Origin of the sequence: Rhodocytophaga rosea (assembly GCF_010119975.1) — a bacterium.
GTDB classification, from domain to species: Bacteria; Bacteroidota; Bacteroidia; order Cytophagales; family 172606-1; genus Rhodocytophaga; species Rhodocytophaga rosea.
Window position 1 is genome coordinate 6010454 of record NZ_CP048222.1, and the last position, 17626, is coordinate 6028079.

Annotated in this window: 17 protein-coding genes; 8 read left to right on the forward strand and 9 right to left on the reverse strand. The window is 40.1% G+C overall.

All coding sequences use genetic code 11. The features are described from left to right. Positions 1–93: 93 nt before the first annotated feature. The 4 genes from GXP67_RS24920 to GXP67_RS24935 all read right to left on the reverse strand — a co-directional run bounded on the left by GXP67_RS24920 (position 94) and on the right by GXP67_RS24935 (position 6554). A complete protein-coding gene (locus tag GXP67_RS24920) occupies positions 94–2778 on the reverse strand; it encodes an ABC transporter permease (protein WP_162445634.1) in 2685 nt (894 codons plus the stop codon). A gap of 14 nt (positions 2779–2792) precedes the next feature. Then, positions 2793–3137 (reverse strand): PadR family transcriptional regulator, encoded by a 345-nt coding sequence (locus GXP67_RS24925; RefSeq protein WP_162445635.1) that lies wholly within the window; start codon positions 3135–3137, stop codon positions 2793–2795. Between the two features lie 275 nt (positions 3138–3412). Beyond that, the gene (locus GXP67_RS24930) at positions 3413–5038 is read right to left on the reverse strand and encodes a M81 family metallopeptidase (protein ID WP_162445636.1); all 1626 of its coding nucleotides are present in this window, start codon (positions 5036–5038) and stop codon (positions 3413–3415) included. Between the two features lie 172 nt (positions 5039–5210). Next, entirely contained in the window at positions 5211–6554 is a 1344-nt protein-coding gene (locus GXP67_RS24935; protein WP_162445637.1) for an NAD(P)/FAD-dependent oxidoreductase, read from the reverse strand. Positions 6555–7431: 877 nt separating this feature from the next. On the opposite strand from GXP67_RS24935, the gene GXP67_RS24940 reads away from it, so the two are divergent. Then, positions 7432–7863, forward strand: coding sequence for a helix-turn-helix domain-containing protein (locus GXP67_RS24940; RefSeq protein WP_162441276.1), 432 nt, complete (start codon positions 7432–7434; stop codon positions 7861–7863). Between the two features lie 5 nt (positions 7864–7868). After that, entirely contained in the window at positions 7869–8477 is a 609-nt protein-coding gene (locus tag GXP67_RS24945; RefSeq protein WP_232064557.1) for an IS630 family transposase, read from the forward strand. Between the two features lie 84 nt (positions 8478–8561). Here GXP67_RS24945 and GXP67_RS24950 read toward each other — a convergent pair whose 3' ends face one another. Both GXP67_RS24950 and GXP67_RS24955 read right to left on the reverse strand, forming a co-directional pair. Then, the gene (locus GXP67_RS24950; protein WP_162445638.1) at positions 8562–9590 is read right to left on the reverse strand and encodes an alpha/beta hydrolase family protein; all 1029 of its coding nucleotides are present in this window, start codon (positions 9588–9590) and stop codon (positions 8562–8564) included. Positions 9591–9657: 67 nt separating this feature from the next. After that, positions 9658–10215: a Crp/Fnr family transcriptional regulator gene (locus GXP67_RS24955; RefSeq protein WP_232064559.1), complete on the reverse strand. Its 558-nt coding sequence runs from the start codon at positions 10213–10215 to the stop codon at positions 9658–9660. A gap of 141 nt (positions 10216–10356) precedes the next feature. Here GXP67_RS24955 and GXP67_RS24960 point away from each other — a divergent pair, with 141 nt between their 5' ends. Then, on the forward strand, positions 10357–11427 hold the full coding sequence (locus GXP67_RS24960; RefSeq protein ID WP_162445640.1) for a hypothetical protein: 1071 nt from the start codon (positions 10357–10359) through the stop codon (positions 11425–11427). A 218-nt stretch (positions 11428–11645) separates the two neighbouring features. Further along, positions 11646–12782: an MFS transporter gene (locus GXP67_RS24965; protein WP_162445641.1), complete on the forward strand. Its 1137-nt coding sequence runs from the start codon at positions 11646–11648 to the stop codon at positions 12780–12782. A 93-nt stretch (positions 12783–12875) separates the two neighbouring features. Here the strand turns inward: GXP67_RS24965 and GXP67_RS24970 are convergent, their stop codons facing one another. After that, positions 12876–13124: a hypothetical protein gene (locus tag GXP67_RS24970; protein WP_162445642.1), complete on the reverse strand. Its 249-nt coding sequence runs from the start codon at positions 13122–13124 to the stop codon at positions 12876–12878. A 609-nt stretch (positions 13125–13733) separates the two neighbouring features. Continuing rightward, positions 13734–14033 carry a hypothetical protein gene (locus GXP67_RS24975; protein WP_162445643.1) on the reverse strand — a complete coding sequence of 100 codons (300 nt, stop codon included), beginning with the start codon at positions 14031–14033 and terminating at the stop codon, positions 13734–13736. 695 nt (positions 14034–14728) lie between these two features. Between GXP67_RS24975 and GXP67_RS24980 the strand changes: the two genes are divergently transcribed. The 3 genes from GXP67_RS24980 to GXP67_RS24990 all read left to right on the forward strand — a co-directional run bounded on the left by GXP67_RS24980 (position 14729) and on the right by GXP67_RS24990 (position 16347). Further along, positions 14729–15358, forward strand: coding sequence for a Crp/Fnr family transcriptional regulator (locus GXP67_RS24980; RefSeq protein ID WP_197901564.1), 630 nt, complete (start codon positions 14729–14731; stop codon positions 15356–15358). A 105-nt stretch (positions 15359–15463) separates the two neighbouring features. Beyond that, positions 15464–16132, forward strand: coding sequence for a peroxiredoxin (locus tag GXP67_RS24985; RefSeq protein ID WP_162445645.1), 669 nt, complete (start codon positions 15464–15466; stop codon positions 16130–16132). A gap of 2 nt (positions 16133–16134) precedes the next feature. After that, the gene (locus GXP67_RS24990) at positions 16135–16347 is read left to right on the forward strand and encodes a YgaP-like transmembrane domain (protein WP_162445646.1); all 213 of its coding nucleotides are present in this window, start codon (positions 16135–16137) and stop codon (positions 16345–16347) included. Between the two features lie 339 nt (positions 16348–16686). Here GXP67_RS24990 and GXP67_RS24995 read toward each other — a convergent pair whose 3' ends face one another. After that, positions 16687–17025, reverse strand: a complete 339-nt coding sequence (locus tag GXP67_RS24995) for a winged helix-turn-helix transcriptional regulator (RefSeq protein ID WP_162445647.1) — start codon at positions 17023–17025, stop codon at positions 16687–16689. A gap of 141 nt (positions 17026–17166) precedes the next feature. On the opposite strand from GXP67_RS24995, the gene GXP67_RS25000 reads away from it, so the two are divergent. Beyond that, positions 17167–17571: a DoxX family protein gene (locus GXP67_RS25000; RefSeq protein WP_232064561.1), complete on the forward strand. Its 405-nt coding sequence runs from the start codon at positions 17167–17169 to the stop codon at positions 17569–17571. The last annotated feature ends 55 nt before the right edge of the window (positions 17572–17626 follow it).

The window sequence follows — 17626 nt, forward strand, 5'->3', positions numbered from 1 at the left end:
ACTATGAAGAATACTCAAAAGAAGAATGATTTATGTATAATTCGTTCCTCTTTTGAGTATTCTATAGATAGATTTTTAGTGCAAAATTTACTATCAATCCATTCTCAATGAATCAACCGGATTCGTTCTGGAAACTCTGATCGTTTGAGAGCCAATGGTAACGATTCCTAATGTAAATAACAGGGCTGATCCAAGCAGGAGAATATCCAGTCCAAAATCTACCCGGTTAGGAAAGTTTTGGAGCCACACATTATTGGCCATATAGCTTAAAGGCGCTCCAATGAGTACAGATATAAAAAGAATAGTTAAAAAACCTCTGGACAGGAGCAACATGATACCCATATTACCGGCGCCCAGCACTTTGCGGATGCCTACTTCTTTCATTTTTCTTTCAGCGGTATACGTAGCCATTCCCAGCATCCCTAAACAGGCAATGGTGATAGCCAGAAAAGCAATAAAGCCAATGACAGAAACTACATCCAGGATGCCCTGATGGGTGGCGGCTAGTTGTTCATCGAAAAATTCATACTTCAGCGGATGTATAGGATCGATATTTTTCCAGGTATCTTCAATTTTTGAAATAGTTCCATTCAGACCGTTACCGGCTACTTGTACGTTCACATATTTGAAATTTTCGGGCTGGTTGTGCAATACCAGTGGGCCGATTTCATTGGTATTGAGCAGTAATTTATAACGGAAGTTTTCTACCACCCCAATCACCTCTACTACTTCTTTATTCCAGTTTACTTCCAAAGTTTGACCAATAATCTGGGAGGGATGCGTATAGCCTAATTCCTTCACTGCACTTTCATTTACCAGAATAAACCGGTCAGCGGATTCGCCTGATGCCGGTAAATGTTTGCCGGCCAGTAGTTTGATCTGAAGATTGTCGATAAATTTTTCATCCGTATGCAGTATCCACATGTTTGTAAACTCTGCTTCAGTACCTGGTTTTCGCAAGCCTATTCCATTGGAAGTACCGGTAGCCGGAATAATATCTGTGGCAGAAATAGCCGATACACCCGGAATAGATCGCAGTTGAGCAGAAACTTTCTGGTAATCGTTGCCTTGCAGTTCAATGTTGATGATGTTGTTTGTGTTGAACTTATAGTCAAATTCAAGGAAATGCTGAAATTGTTTGTAGATTAGAATGGAGGAAGTGATAAAAAAAAGGGAGATCACAAACTGGAATACACTCAATACTTTGCGCATCCCCAGTTTTCCTGGCCGCATACGATCCAGATTTTTGAGTACATATACGGGCTGAAATCCCGATAAATGTAAGGCAGGATACACACCGGCAATAATACCGATCAGCAACGCCAATCCAAAGAATAGCAGGTATACCACAAGCGTAGATTCCAGTTCAAAATGTAAAAACTGATTAATCCAGAGTCCTTTAAAGGCAGGTTTAATAAGGGTCAGCAGTATAATTGCCATGAGTAAAGAAAGCAGTGCCGTCATGATAGATTCACTTAAAAACTGAAAAATGAGGTCTTTTCTTTTGGCTCCGTTCACTTTACGTACCCCAATTTCTTTCGCTCTGGTGAGTGCTCTGGCTACCGATAAATTAGTATAATTAAGACAGGCCGAAACCATAATTACAATTGCCAGAACAGATAAAAAGTAATAGATCATCAGTGGCAGGCGGTAGGTTATTTCATTACTAAGTAAATCTGTATTGATATCAGAAAACTTCTGTCCAATCAGCTGAAAACCATCAAATTCTTTTAATGAAGTATATTTTTGACGTACTACTTGCTGTAAAGAAGCATTCAAGTCGGACTGAGTTTTGGTTGGGTCAAGCAGTACATACGTCCAGGTTTGGTGATGATCTTCCCATTTATCAGTAAGGTTAATGATTTTATTATCCCGGTATAAAGCCTGCAACGAAGCCGAAGAAACCAGTACATCGAAAGCCAAGTGTGATTTATAATTTTTATCTGCGATAATACCTGTTATGGTAAAATTTCCCCAGGAAACAGGGGGAGAATCTTTACCACTTTTCTGCAGGTAATGTAATCCCCGGTCTGTAAACTGAACCGTTTTACCAATTGGGTTTTCATTGTTGAACAAACGGCGGGCTACCTCACCGGTAATGACCATTGAATTTGGTTCTGCCAAGGCATTTTGTGAATTGCCTTGCGCAAGTTCATAACTGAAGATGGTAAAAAATGCAGGGTCGGTGAAAAAACCACGCATTTCTACCACTTGTTGCTTATATACGGCATCTCCACCGACACCTGAAAACAGTTGTGTAGCTTCATCAATATTGGCGTACTCCTTTTTTAGCGTACTTACCAGCGGAAAAGGGGTAGTCGCATAAGGTTGACTGGCTTCTTTGGGTTTGGATAAGATGCGGTAAATGCTATCTTTATTTACATGAAACTGATCGTAGCTTCTCTGATCGGCCAGCATCAGAATAATGAGCATACACACCGACATAGCAACTGCCAGTCCAAAGATGTTGATAAAAGAAAATGCTTTATGGCGGAGCAGGTTTCTGAAAGCGACTTTAAAGTAGTTATTAATCATATCCGGGTAAAGCGTAAAAGTAGGTTTGGAAGAGGATTTTCGTTTTAGTACAGCAGATGGAATATAGGCCAGTACATCCTTAAAATAGTAGTTTCGGGCTTTGCCTGGTGACATTCGCTGGGCACGCAGATGATACCGCTCCTGCAGATCACCTATAATTTCCTCTGCCTGATCGTGGTGGCAAATCCAGGTGAAGAGCTTTTCCGGCCATTTAGGGAGTAATGAATTTTCTGGCTTTTTCATAGAGGCTATAATATTTATCTGGCCATATCAATTTTAGGTAAAGCCTGAGGCAGGATGCGGCCCCATAAACTTTCTCTTACCGAGCGGACATCATGCAAAATCCGGCTGCCGGCAGGGGTAACAGTAAAAAGCCTTTTTCTTCGGCCTCCCCGTTCTTTGGTTGCTTCGCCCATGTAGGAGTTTACCATTCCTTTATCCTCCAGACGTTGCAGGGCCGCATGTACGGCCCCTGTACTTACGGTGTTGCCAGTCGCTGATTCGAGTTCTTCGGCAATCATCACACTATAGGCATTGGGTGTGAGTACGGCTACTGTCAGCAGCACTACTTCTTCAAATTCTCCTAGGTCGCTTCTTCGCATAATTACTTATTAATAGAGTATTTTTCTGATTACTTCCATTTCTGTATGCCAAATGCCTGCCAGGTTTATAAGTTGTTATAAATCAGCAAAATACTTTCTTGTTCTTTTAAAATAGGGTTTCAAAAGTGTTCGGATACGTACAGTGAGTGTCTGTAGATGAACATGGGTGGGATAGATAAAATAAGAGCAGTATATGTTCTGATCATATACTGCTCCATGATTATTCTAAGTTGGAAACAAAAGCAACAGCAAACCTGGCCTTTTAAATTGCTCTTTTACTTCACTAGTTCTGAAGAAGGAACAAGTTTAGCGGAAAGATCTGGCTCTGGTATATTTTTATCCAGGGGAAACATAGGGCGCTTGATTCTTTTGTAACCCAGCCGTTCCAGGTTCTGATCTACACCTCCGGGAGTTAAAGCCAGTAACCAATCAGCCCGCATGTTATACAGTTCAGGTTCCAGGTAACCGATTTTTACTACCACAATATCTGCTTTCCGGGGCTGAAGACCTAATCTGGTAAAATCAATTTCCTTGTGATAGGGCTTGCGTTTCTGAGTAACAATTACGGATACGCTTCCTGCTTTTACCACTACTTCTACTTCGGCATTGGCATCGCCACGCTCTATAGCGGTTATGGTTCCTTTTAATTTTACAGGAGGCGCATACCGGGCATCTACTTTGGCGCCTGCATATTCATCTACTTGTCCACCAACTCCTACGGAAATGGCTTTTTTTACCAGTTCCGGACCAGGAATAGAAGCATAAATCAGCGAAGGACCTTTATCTGTTTTAAATTCCGGACGGGCCAGTATTTCCTTTAGTGTCCAGGTAACATCACCGGCTCCTCCGGCTGTAGGATTGTCTCCGGAATCGCTGATAAAGAAAGGATGTTTGCTGCTGGCAATGGCTTTATCCAGACTTTCCTGCAAAGTGGCAGTGGGCGCTACAAAAGTGAATTTAGCTTTTGCATCCCAGAAACTTTTAGCCAGCTTTTCGGCTGTACTAGTCACTTTTCCTTTGTCATCGCCTGTTACCATTACTACCGCATGATTGCGGGGTTCATCGGCCCAGGGATAGCCTACCCAGATGGCGGCATCAATAATCCCTTCCTGTGTAGCAGCTGGTGCAACCGCCTGATAAATGCTTTTAGCCGGTTCTATACGGGTGCTGGTTTGTTCACCAGGCAACAGGATGGGAATAGGAATCCAAGCTTTGTATTTGGGCTTTCCTTTTCCGCTTTCCAGCCGTTTAAGCAAATTTTCCAGTGCCCGTTGTTTGGTTTCCATGGCATCTTCATGCGGAGCCATCCGGTAACAGGTAATCAGGTCGGTATTTTCGGCCAGCCGCCAGGAAACATTTCCATGCAAATCCATGGTCGTAGAGATAAGAGTCTGTTTGCCGATCACTTTCCTAACTCTCTGGATAAAATCGCCTTCCGGATCATCCAGTCCTACCACGCTCATGGCACCATGGAGGTCAAAAAACAACCCATCGTAAGGCGCATATTTTTTAAGCGAGTCCAGCGTTTTGCCTACCAATGATTCATACGCTTCCCTGGTAACTGTTCCTCCGGGTAATGATTTACCTACAACGGTCGGAATATAAGTGGCCCGTTTACGAAGGGGAGAGTCAGTTGATAAGAAAGGGTAGGAGGTGAAAACAGTTTCGCCATATTTCGCACGAAACGCTTCTTCATGGGTAAGTGCCGGAGAAAACGTACTCGATTCTATGCCTAAACCAGCAATAGCAATACGTGGAAGCGCTTTGCTTTGTATCGTCCCAATTGCAGCTTTTTCCGGATTCCAACTAGTATAAAAGGCTTTTAGTGGCTGAAGAAACGAAATATGTATACCAATGTATAAGCTACATGTGATGAGGAGGACAATTACAGATTTTACCATAAAGAAAATAAAAAACTAATCAGATGGTGGTTAAAATGAAACTAGTAAATCAAACAGCTATTTCAAACTCTTAGCACCTCTAATTTAGAGAGTAAGAATTAATTTACAATATTATTAGTTGAATATGTGAGTTTGCTGGTAGAAGTGGAATTTGCACAATATACTCTCTGTGTTAGTTTTTCTGCAGCGAATGTTTGGCTACTCTCCATAAAATCCGGGGACTAAGTAAACTGGTGGGTGGTTCAAGCATATTCATTACTTTCAGAAAGGCGGCACCCACTACTGTATCATGGTGTGTAGCCTTGTGAACTCTGTCAATATAGGCATTGATCAGATTGGTGCCAGGGGCTTTTTTACCTTTGGTCTCCGGAAACCTGAAATCTTCTCCTACCGCTGTTTGCCAGGGAATATCCACGATTTTTGCTACTTTTTTAAAATAAGGTTTAGCCAGGCCATCCAAAGTATTATTTGTTTGCAGGAGAGTTTCCAGAGCCAATGCCTGCATCGCAGCAGAAGTCATTCCCTGGCCATAAAATGGGTTAAAACTACAGGCAGCATCGCCTAATACCAGATATCTATCGGGGAAATGGTCCATTTTTTCATAATGGTGACGCAAACTGGCCGGAAATTTATAGCTAATAATGTCGGATAAAGGCTTGTTGTGAGTAATGATGTTGTATACATCTGGTGCAGGTAAACTTTTAGCAAACGCATTAAATCCTTCTTCATCCGTTGGGGCATGATCGCCATGCCAGCCAGCTAATCCCACCATCCATCTGTTGCCTTCCACCGGAAATACACCGCCTGCCCTTCGTTGCCGGGGTGCCTGCGGTGTAATAAAAATCCATTTTAGATTTTCGGGCTGTGTCTCCTTCCGTTCAAACAAGCGGGTAGCGTACCCAACTCCACAGGTAACAATACTTTCGGGAGGTTTTTTATATCCTAATTCCTCCAGCCATTTAGGTGTTCTGGAACCGCGGCCGCTGGCATCCACTATCAAATCAGCTAGTAGTGTTTCAGGAGCCGTCTCCTGACCAGTTTTGATGAGTTGTACACCAGTTATCTGCTTATTATTTTCACTTGCTATGAGTTTTTGTACGGAATAACCATCTTTTAAGGTCACATTGGGAAGATCCAGTACCCGCTTACGAATCTGCCATTCTAAAAAGGGCCTGCTGGTAATTACGCCTTTCATGCCAAATTCAAAATTAGCCCGGTAACCTCCATAGCAATACCACTGCATAGTTTGCGCCATATCCATGATCGGTATCCCATCTGTCTGTAATCCCTCCAGCAGGTCTGGAAAATAACCTGTTATGATTTTTAATCCTTCTACCAGTAAGCCATGCAAATGACGTGTCTGAGGTTGCCCTTTCCGGGATTCAGGCAGGTTATGCACCGGATCACGTTCTATGATCGTTACGTTTTCAAAATGATTACTCAGCACACGGGCCGCCAGCAAGCCAGCCAGACTGCCACCAATCACCAGAGCTGATTTTCCCAGATTCTTTTCCATATAAGTAAGCTAGTGGCTGTAAATAGAGAAGTAGTTAAGAGTATCATGAAAAGGGTATAGATTTTATGCGATTGGAAAATGCCTACTCTATGTAGTTGAATATGATAGCAAGCAGACACCATAGGAACTCAGTAAAATTAACCATAAATTCAATAGCTGAAAGTATATAATTACTTTGTTAAACCAGGATTTTTTCGGAACACAGGTTACAAGCAGATTTATTTAAATAGTTAGGAATCAGCTATGTTAAATAGATTTTATAATTAACTTAGTATCTATAGTTCTAGCAGACGTTTATAAGCCCTGCACCACCTTTTCCTTTATACACCATGAGATATCTTGTCGTGTTATATATCCTGGTAAGTTTTGGTTCTGCTGTTTGTGCACAAGTAAAAAAAGTTACTTTTGAAGCCATTAACAGTAGCCACGGATTATCTCAACAAACCGTTAACTGCATCCTATAGGATAGCGAAGGATTTATGTGGTTGGCACCAGAGATGGTTTAAATAAGTATGACGGCTACAAAATAACCACGTATGAAAGCAATCCCATAAAGGATAGCAGCCTTAGTAGCAGCCATATTACTGCACTGCATGAAGACAAGCAGCATAATCTTTAGATTGGTACAACAGCCGGATTAAACCGCTTCGACAGCCGCACAGGTACATTTGCTATATTTTAGCATTCTTTCAATAACGCGGCTACCAACTGGTACTATAATATGGTGCATGCTATCCTTAAAAAGAATAATGGGAGTTTATGGGTAGGCACCAGTAAAGGTGTGTTAATACTATATCTGGTTAGTTTATATATTCTGGGAGAGCTAAGTAAGAGTACACAATTAAGTATAAGATTTTGGCAAATTGTATCTTTGCTTATGCGTTATATCAAGAAGATTACAGACAAGCAAAAACAAGACTTAGAGAAGATTCATAAAGATAGTAAAAGTTATCAGGAACGTAACCGTTGCCAATGTATACTGTTATCCAATCAAGGCTATCAAGTACAGAAGTTAGCAAGCATTTTTCAAGTAAGTCAGTTAAGTATTTATAAGTGGTTTGATCGCTTTGAGAAAACAGGTGTGGTAGGGTTAAAGAACCAAAAAGGGAAAGGCAGAAAACCCATCCTTACTACCAGTAATGCTACCCATGTTGAAGTAGTGGAAAATAGCATAGAGAAAGAAAAACAACAACTTAAATTAGCTAAGCGAGAGATAGAAGCTAAATTAGGCACGGCTATGAGTGAGATGACCTTGAAGCGGTTTTTAAAAAAATTGACTACCGATGGAAACGTTTCCGTAAATGGATAAAGCCATTGCAAAACAAAGAAGCATATGAGCAGAAAGTCAAGCGATTACATGCTTTGCTTTATTTGGCACAGACAGGCAGTATAGATTTATATTTTGGAGACGAATCAGGGTTTTGCCTTACCCCTTGTGTACCTTATGGATGGATCAAAAAAGGCGAATACGCCCCTATTTTATCCCAAAGAAGTACAAGGATAAATGTATTTGGCTTGTTAAGTACAAATAATGAGTTGCTTACTTATCAGAAAAGTGGGAGTCTAAACGCTGACTTTATCATTGAATGTGTAGAGGCCTTCTCAACATCTATTTCCAAGTTTACTGTCATAGTCTTAGACAACGCCTCCTGGCATACATGTGGCCTATGGGAAGTCAAAAAAGAAGAATGGGAACAGAAAGGATTATACATCTTTTTGCTGCCTAAGTATAGTCCTCATCTTAACAGGATCGAACGATTTTGGAAGCAGGTGAAATATCATTGGCTCAAAGCCGAAGACTATCTGTCTGTAGAAGCGCTTAAGGAGGCACTTTATACCATCTTTTCAGGATTGGGTACTTACTTTAAACTTGATTTTAAAAAACTTGAAGTAGATGAAAATATTATACTTAATTGTGTTTAATTACTTAACAATCATAACTCCTGGACATTATATTGGAGAAATGGTTTTCACTTTGCTTACCATTACTTAAAACGTTTATATAGATCATTTCAAATGACGCTTAAAAAACTCGTTGGCCAACCTGCTCACCTCAACATGTACCTGTTGCCTGCTGACCGAGGGATCATCGGAAAAAATGAGCGGAGCCGACATTTTAAGCCCTTCATTTGCTTCGTTGAGCATGACATAATGCCCGGTTTTTCCTTTAAATTCATAATAATCCGAGCCGCTGATTAACTTATGAAAATGTAGGGCATTTGTTTGAACTGGCGTTATACTGTCACTTTGTGATCCAATAATATAAACCGGTCGATTAATTTCTTGTACTTGCCGTTTATCAATAAAACCTGCGCCTAGCGCCGGAGAAATAGCAAAAAATGCTCTAATTCGATTGTCTTTTAACGTAGGAATTACTTTACTGCCAGCTATAAGACTACTGTCATCGAGGTAGTGAGAAAGACCAGGAAATTCGGGTACTTCCAGCTCTTTTTTACCTGTGGTTTTGAGATAGTTACTTAATGCCTCGTTATTAACTACTGCACCCGCTAAAGCCAGTACGGTATATCCTCCAAAAGAAAAACCTGCTGCACCAACTCTTTGCTGATCAATCACACGGCTTAGTTCCTTTTCTCCAAGTAAAGCGGTGAGTGCAAAACTAATATCCAGAGGCCGTTCCCAGGTTTTTACAAATTCCAGAGGGAGTTTATGTTCATAGGTATTACCCCAATGGTCGACGGCAGCCACGATAAAACCACTTTGCACTAAACTTTGCGCCAGCCATTCTATAGTAAGCCTGCCACCTCCGGTACCATGCGATAACAGAATCAATGGCAGCTTGCGGGAAGGTAACCTACCATTCTGCACGGTATGCTTCCGGGTAAAAGGGGAGAACACCTTGTCTTTGGGTTTGAGTGAATCCTCTGTCGGATACCAGATTTCTGTAACGATAGGGCGGTTACGGCTTTTATCGGTAAAAGTAAGCGTACGTTCCCCAATATTCAGTACTGGCTGGGTTTGTGCAAAAATTTGTTGGATAGATAAGATAAACAGGACGATCAGAATTTGCTTGAGCATGTGTATTGGAAATGATGAGCAAAGCTATTTCTTCTGCACTTCAAAAACATTGACAAAAGTCAACAAATCAGATTTTTGATTTTAATCGGCTTAATGTTTCCTGAGAAATTCCCAGATAATCGGCGATGATCTTGGCAGGCAGGCGTTGTATCATTTCGGGATACTGTTGCATCAGGGCATCATAGCGTGATTTAGAATCCATAGTAATAAAGCTTTCGATCCGTTGTATGGAAGCAATATAATCAAGTTCTAACCTAATACGGTCCATGGTTTCCCAGCCAGGCACCTCCTTATAAAGCATTTGCCTGTCAGGGTAGCTAAGCAAGAGTAATTCAGAAGGTTCAAGGGTTTGAATAGAAGCCAGAGAAGGCTGGTGTAAGATGAAACTTGGAAAAGCGGTGCCCATCCGGCCTTCAAAAATCAGAAAACGGGTAGATTCGCTTCCGTCTTCACCGGTTAAAAATACCCGCAAACAACCTTTCAAGACAAAATAAATATGCCTGGCAATATCACCTTTATGTAAAAGTATCTGGTTTCGTTTTGTAGATTTTGGCTTAAAACAACTACTTACCAATTGCTCTTGTTGAGGAGAAAGAGTGATTTTACCTTCCAGAAATTTTTTCAAAGCCGGATGCATAAAATTATTGAAAAGTTATAATACTGTGAATTATATACATTCCTGTGCGAAAGTTATATACTTTCAAAACAAAGCTGGCGGCGGGAAAGTATAGTATCATAACAAACTTCACCTAAACCTTCATTCGCTATGCACGCCTCTAAACTCAATTTCCAAAAAAACCTTAAAAAATCAACATTCCTGTTTTTTGCCTGCGTAATTGTATTTTCACTTACTTCCTGCTCGGATGAGCAGTGGGATCAACTTTTGGGTCTGGCTCGTGATAAAGATAAAACCAGCATACCAGATAAAATCACCTTCACCAAACCTGCCTTATATCCGGAGGGCGTAAGCCATGATGCCAGAGGCAAACGGTTTCTGGTAAGTTCGGTGAGGTTTGGCACGATTGGCGAAGTAACATATAATGGCAGCTATACTCCCTTTATAGAGGATGATGACCTGATTTCTACCATTGGCATCAAAGTAGACGAAAGCCGCAAGCGAATTCTGGTGGCTGTATCCGACCCTGGGGCCGGAGAAAAAACTTCTCCACAAACGGTGGGCAAATTAGCAGCCCTGGGCATTTATGATCTTACGACTGGTAGCCGAATCAGGTTTATAAATTTAGGTGCTTTACGTCCCCAAGGTGGGCATTTTGCCAATGACATTACCCTTGATGCGCAGGGGAATGCATACATTACAGATAGTTTTTCGCCTATTATTTACAAAGTAGATGTGAATGGAAATGCTTCCGTATTTTTTGAAGATACAGATTTTGCCACTGCTCCAGGTGCCTTTGGTTTTAATGGCATCGTCTATCACCCGTCTGGTTACCTGATTGCTGGTTTTTCCAGGGATAATAAACTGATCAGAATAGCTGTAAGTGAGCCTGCAACCTGGAGTGAAGTTTCCCTGGATACACCCCTGATGGGCCCCGATGGATTGTTATTGAGTAAAAATGGTAAAGAATTAATTGTTGTAAACAATGCCGGAGGTGTAGCCCCAGGCAAAGTGATCGCTTTTAACAGTGAAAATAACTGGGAGAGTGCTACAGCAGGTAATACATTCACGACTGATCCGGTTATGCCTACTACAGCTACCGCTTATAAGAATGAAGTGTTTGTAGTATATGCATATCTGAACCGGCTGTTTTCGGGCGTCCAGCCGCCGGTTGCTGATTTTGCGGTACAAAAAGTGCCTTTTACCACAAATAATTATTAAGAAATAATCTACAAACGTATGTTTGTTAATCTCATCCTTTTCTCACTAGAGAAGGGGATGTGATTTCTTATATGAAGCAGGAAGAGGTGGAAATTAAAGATACTTTCAAACTTGCTTTAAGGTATTTTTATAATTCGTATACCAAAAAACTAATAAACAATAACGCGCACTTTAACTTCAGAATAAAGTATGCATATTTGCACTTTTACTTGATAAGAATGCGTTTACAAACCAAGCAGCGGATATCCCTCAGTGTATTTTTCTTTCTTTCCGGTTTTAGTTTTGCCAGCTGGGCTTCCAGAATACCTACCATTAAATCGGATTTTCAGCTCAACGAAGCGCAATTAGGTAATATTCTACTCACCATGCCCATCAGTTCTTTAATTGGACTCCCTTTTTCCGGATGGCTGGTAAGCAGGTTTGATAGCCGCTTTCCCTTAACGGTTGCTTTTTTACTCAATGCAGTTTGTCTTTCGCTGATTGCTTTTGCAGATACAACTGTTACGCTGGTCATGGCCGTGTTTATCTTCGCCTTAACGATGCGCATCTTTAACATTTCTGTGAATACGCAGGCCATTCATCTGCAAAAACAATATGAACGCAAAATAAATGGTTCCTTTCATGGCCTGTGGAGTACTGGCGGCATTGTAGGCGTAGGATTTACCACCTTGCTGCTTGCCTTTCAGGTTTCTATGATTCACCACTTACTAATCGTTTCAGGCATCGCTATTTTAGTTACTCTTTATTTCTACCGGTTTTTACTCAGAAATGATAAATCTCCTTCCGGTAATAAGCTCACCTTTGGAAAACCTGATCCCTATATTTTGCACTTAGGCTTGCTCGTGTTTTGTGCCGCTATATGCGAAGGTGGCATGTTTGACTGGAGTGGCATTTATTTTCAGCAGATCGTGCAGGTAGATATATTCACTACCGGCTACCTGGTGTTTATGGCGTTTATGGCTTTGTCTAGGTTTATTTCTGATATGCTGATTGAAAAAATTGGTATGCCTGCTACCTATATCTTCAGTTCGGTGCTTATTGTTTCTGGCATCCTGCTTTCGATTCTCTTCCCTACATTCTGGCCGGCACTGATCGGGTTCTCCCTGGTAGGCTTTGGAACAGCAGCTGTAATTCCCATGACCTATAGCTTAGCTGGAGCCTCTTCCAAATATTCTCCTGGTATGGCTATTTCCCTGATTGCTACATTTGGAATAATTGGAATGCTGCTTGGACCGCCTATGATTGGCTACCTGGCACATGCTTTTAGTTTGAAAGTATCTTTTGTAGCCTTCGCACTTGCCGGATTTATGCTAATCCCTATTTCTCGGTCGTTTTTTAAAATCAATAAATTATAACAGAAACAATCAATCTAAGAATATATTCCTAGAATTGCCTGATATTTTTCTGACTTTCCCTTTAGCATTAATCCCAGCCTTGTCTGTGAGAAATTATTCATCAAATAAGTGGGGTTGTTTAATCTGCTCAAATCCGGAAAACATATCATCTAAGTCTGTTTCTATTTCCTTTTGTTCATAAGGATCTTGAGCTGCTACAAATAAGGTTGTATTTGGCCGTACAATAGCTTCCTCCAGGATTATCTTTACATTTTCCATTTTTTCTATCCCATAGCCAGGTACGGTCACATCTTCTACCTCCTTAAATAACTCATCCGATTGAAAGATAATACGTATGTTCATAGATGTAAAATTGAGTGAATATAGTATACGTTAATTATTAAAAATGTTTGCTTCAATTGAGTACTTTTATCTAACCAGCCTTTATCAATCTGCGCAATGAGTAACTAATACGGGGAAATTTTATTGTAAGCTATTTATTATTTAGGTAATGATACAACCTTGCCTACATCCTAGATATATTTTATGCGCTCAAATTTTTATCCTATCTCACCAACACTATATATGGTTAACCTGCATACAATGTATAATTGATTTTTCTAAAATTATCCTACTATCTTAGTTATATGACAAAGATAGTACATTTAAATGAATTAATTTTTTTATATTTTTTAATGCTATAGTCTAATTTACTTGGTATAGATGCTTTATAACGCACGCTTAATCAAAAATGGTATAAGACCTTAAATAAAATAGAAGAAGCTCAATTGCGTGAATCGGCAAAAACGTATAACTGCCTGTACCTCACCAGAAGTAATCAGGAGAGAAGGTTACCTTCTATTTTCAGGATTATTACATTCGTACTAGCCAGCCCATTGTGTGGGAAAGGAAACCAAAACAATAGAATGCCTTATCATCTATGACTCAATAGCTTTTGTATGACTTCAGGAATTAGTATTGATGATCAGGGCAGGGAGTGGATATTTGTTCGATTTTTTCACTCAATATCTGATGCATGGTTTCGGCATCAATGCCCGCTGTATTGAACCATAATACCCGGGTATACATTTTATCGAGTGTTACGAAAACAGCAGATTTCCAGAAATCCATATTGATTCTTAAATCCTGTAAATCTGCTTGCAAATTAGCAGGAGAAACCTCAGCCAAGAGATCGAGAATATGGAATACTATTTCTCTTTGTTGCGAGAAAGGCTTGTTACTGAAAGGTTGTATTAGTTTTTCTATTAACATTTGTGTAATGTGTTAGAGCTTTTGAGTATTTATTGATATGGATGTGCCCTAAAAGTTTAATACGATCCTGGTATGTAAGGTAAGTGACTATTTGTTCAATATTTTAATCATTATTAAGGCAGGTTTCCTGATGTAAAAGGATTTCTATTGACAGGCTATTCATAGCAGTGCGGCAATAGCTGGCGAAAATAAATCTATAACTTATCAATAAATGCGCTATTGACACACAGTAATCTACTATAACTAAGTATTTCTGAGAGAAAGCTATTTGTTTGGCAGGGAAGTTCTAAAATATAATTTGTTTCTATTCACTGATAAAAGTGTAATGCTAAGATATAAGTAAGATTTACAGCGGAATTTAAATGATATGTATAGCAGCTAGTTTACCTATCTGGTTGTATGAACTGCCCTAAAACAATAGCCTGATGGATGCAATACAATGATTGCCTGTCAGCTTGCCAACCGGCTTTGGAAACTGCTTTCTCCTTTTGGAAACCGGTAAAATAATGCTTCTGCCATAAGTATCATCGGCTACATTACCTGGTGGATGTCATCGTTCACCAACCTATCCACAAATTTACCATCATAGTACGAATTATCTGTTAGAAATATTATATTGAGCTGATTTAAATAGTACCAGCAACCTATTAAAATTTGAAAAATATTACTGTTGTAAAAATATGATTAGTCAACCTTTGAATTATATACATAAGTTTTCTGAATTTTTTGAACCTGCTTTACTTGCTGATCTGGAAGCAAAGTCTATGCTGATGGAAGTAAAAAGTGGAGATACTATGCTTAATATCGGGCAAACCATCCGGGCTGTGCCGCTTTTAGTGAGTGGGGCGGTTAAAGTAAGCCGCATTAATGATGAAGGACAGGAATTGTTATTGTATTATGTAAAAGAAGGCGAAAGCTGTGCTATGACCTTTAACTGCTGTATGCTTGCGCAAAATAGTGTCATTAAAGCAACAGCTGAAGAAGACAGCGTATTGGTTTGTATTCCTGTCGGACTGATGGAAGAATGGATGGTAAAATATGCCTCCTGGAAAAGATATGTAATGACCACCATACTCAGCCGCTTTACCGAAATGATCAAGTGTATTGATGAGGTAGCCTTTAAGAAAATGGATGAAAGGCTGATCGGCTACCTGAAAGAAAAATCAAAGATTACCGGATCATCCGTGCTGAATCTTACCCATCAGCAAATCGGAGATGAACTGGGAACCAACCGGGTGGTCATTTCAAGGCTATTAAAAAAACTCGAAAACGATAACAAACTGCTCATCTATAACAAACAAATCAAACTGCTGAAAGATTTGTAACATTTGTTACAACAGCTTGTAACCATTGTTACAGCATCATATGATGGCTCGGTGCATATTTGTATTGTTAATTAATTATTTCAAAACAATATAAATACATACACCATGAGCTTACGATTAAACAACACCGCACCGGATTTTACGGCAGAAACAACAAAGGGCACAATCCGTTTTCACGAATGGATCGGCGAAGGCTGGGCTATGCTTTTTTCACATCCCAAAGATTTTACGCCTGTATGTACCACAGAACTAGGCTATATGGCCAGAATAGAACCTGAGTTTGCCAAGCGCAATTGCAAGATCATTGGCCTCAGCGTAGATCCGGTAGAAAGCCATTTGAAGTGGGAAAAAGATATTAAGGAAACACAGGGCACTGCTGTGAGCTACCCTATGATCGGTGATCCAACATTGACCATTGCCAAATTGTATGATATGCTTCCTGCCGAAGAACCCGGCACTTCTGAAGGAAGAACGGCCGCTACCAATCAAACCGTACGTTCTGTATTTATGATCGGCCCCGACAAAAAAATAAAACTGCAACTTACCTATCCCATGACCACCGGCCGCAACTTCAATGAAATTCTGCGTGTGCTGGATTCTATGCAACTCACGGCTGCTCATAAAGTAGCTACTCCGGTAAACTGGAATGAGGGAGAAGATGTGATCATCGTTCCGGCTGTATCTGATGCAGAAGCAAAAGAAAAATATCCGCAAGGATGGAAAACCATTAAACCGTATCTGCGCATTGTTTCTCAACCATCTAAATTAAATTAAGTATGAAAGCTCCTGTATCAATGCGTATCTTTTTTGCTTTTATGAGCGCCATGCTGTGGACGGGAATTTATTTTACCGGTTTTTCAGTAGTAAATTGGTTACTCTATTTGCCTGCTGCTGTTTCCCTGTTCGCTGCCATTACGGGCATTTGTCCGAGCTTAATGGTCATTACTAAACTAATGGACCTTAACCAAAAGCAGGCTTCCATTAAATAATTCCTCATAAAATTATGTGTAACTGTAGCAGGTGCTGGATTTGGTGATATGAAAACCCAGCACCCTGCTTTCAGAATAAACCGGTGATCATCTTGATCTTACATTGATAGATCAAAACGACACTTTTCTTTGGCTTTTCAAAGCTGAATGTGTTGTTTGGACAAAAACCAGCTAATGCTGTAAGCAATCTTTACAGCATTAGCTGGTTTGCCAGAAGAGCGAAGCTACATCTCCTTAAATTATGTTTTATTGAGTTGTAACGCATCTTGCTTTGTGGGAAAAGCCTTAATGGCAACTATAAAATTTTGACTAAAAAAAGAAGAATCTGATTTAGAACTATTACTTACCGATAACCTCCTTGCGATGAGCTAAACCCCAATAATGAAGCTCATCCAATACTTTTTCCAGAGACAAACCATGTGAAGTAACGGAATACTCAACCGTTGGGGGAAAAGTATCATATACTTTTCTGTCTATTAGCTTGTTTGCTTCCAGACTTTTTAACTCTTTGGAAAGAGTTTTATCTGTTATTCCTTGAACTTCTCTTGCTATTTGCTTAAACCTTTTAGGCCCTTGCGACAAGGAAAAAAGAATAAGCAATTTCCATCTGCCTTCCACTGCTTCAAGTGCATCCCTTATAGAAAGCATTGTTGTTGGGCAACCACTTTTTGATAACATATCATTTTCATTTTTACATTACTTCCAAACTGGATAGCGCTTTCCAAAGAGGAAGTGCTATCAGTTGGATAGCAAATATATTTTATTTTGTGCCAGGTAAAGAACAACAATATGACTAGAGCGCAAAAAATATCAAAAACAATGAATTTGATTCTTTGGGTAACACAAGTACTTATAGCCACCAGTTTTATTTGGGCTGCTTCCATGAAATTGTTTGCGCCCGACGACAAATTAGCCCAGATGTGGCCCTGGACAGCAGATAATGCTATATTGGTAAAATTAACGGGCGTGATAGACTTAACAATTGGCATCGGACTGGTATTGCCTGTATTGTTTCACAGGCAGGCCAGGCTGACAATTTATGCAGCTTATGGAACAATTGCCCTTATGACAGCAGCCAGTATTTTTCACATTTCAAGAGGCGAAGCATCACAGGTTGGTGTAAACCTATTCTTTGCCATCCTTGCCTTATTCATTGTATGGGGAAGAGCCAACAAGCATCCTAAAATTAGGATAAACGAAGAACAAGCACTCCCCAGGTGTTGAGAAAAGGGCTGAGGCTGTAAATTTAGTAATAGGGCTTCAAAATATTCTGCTTGGG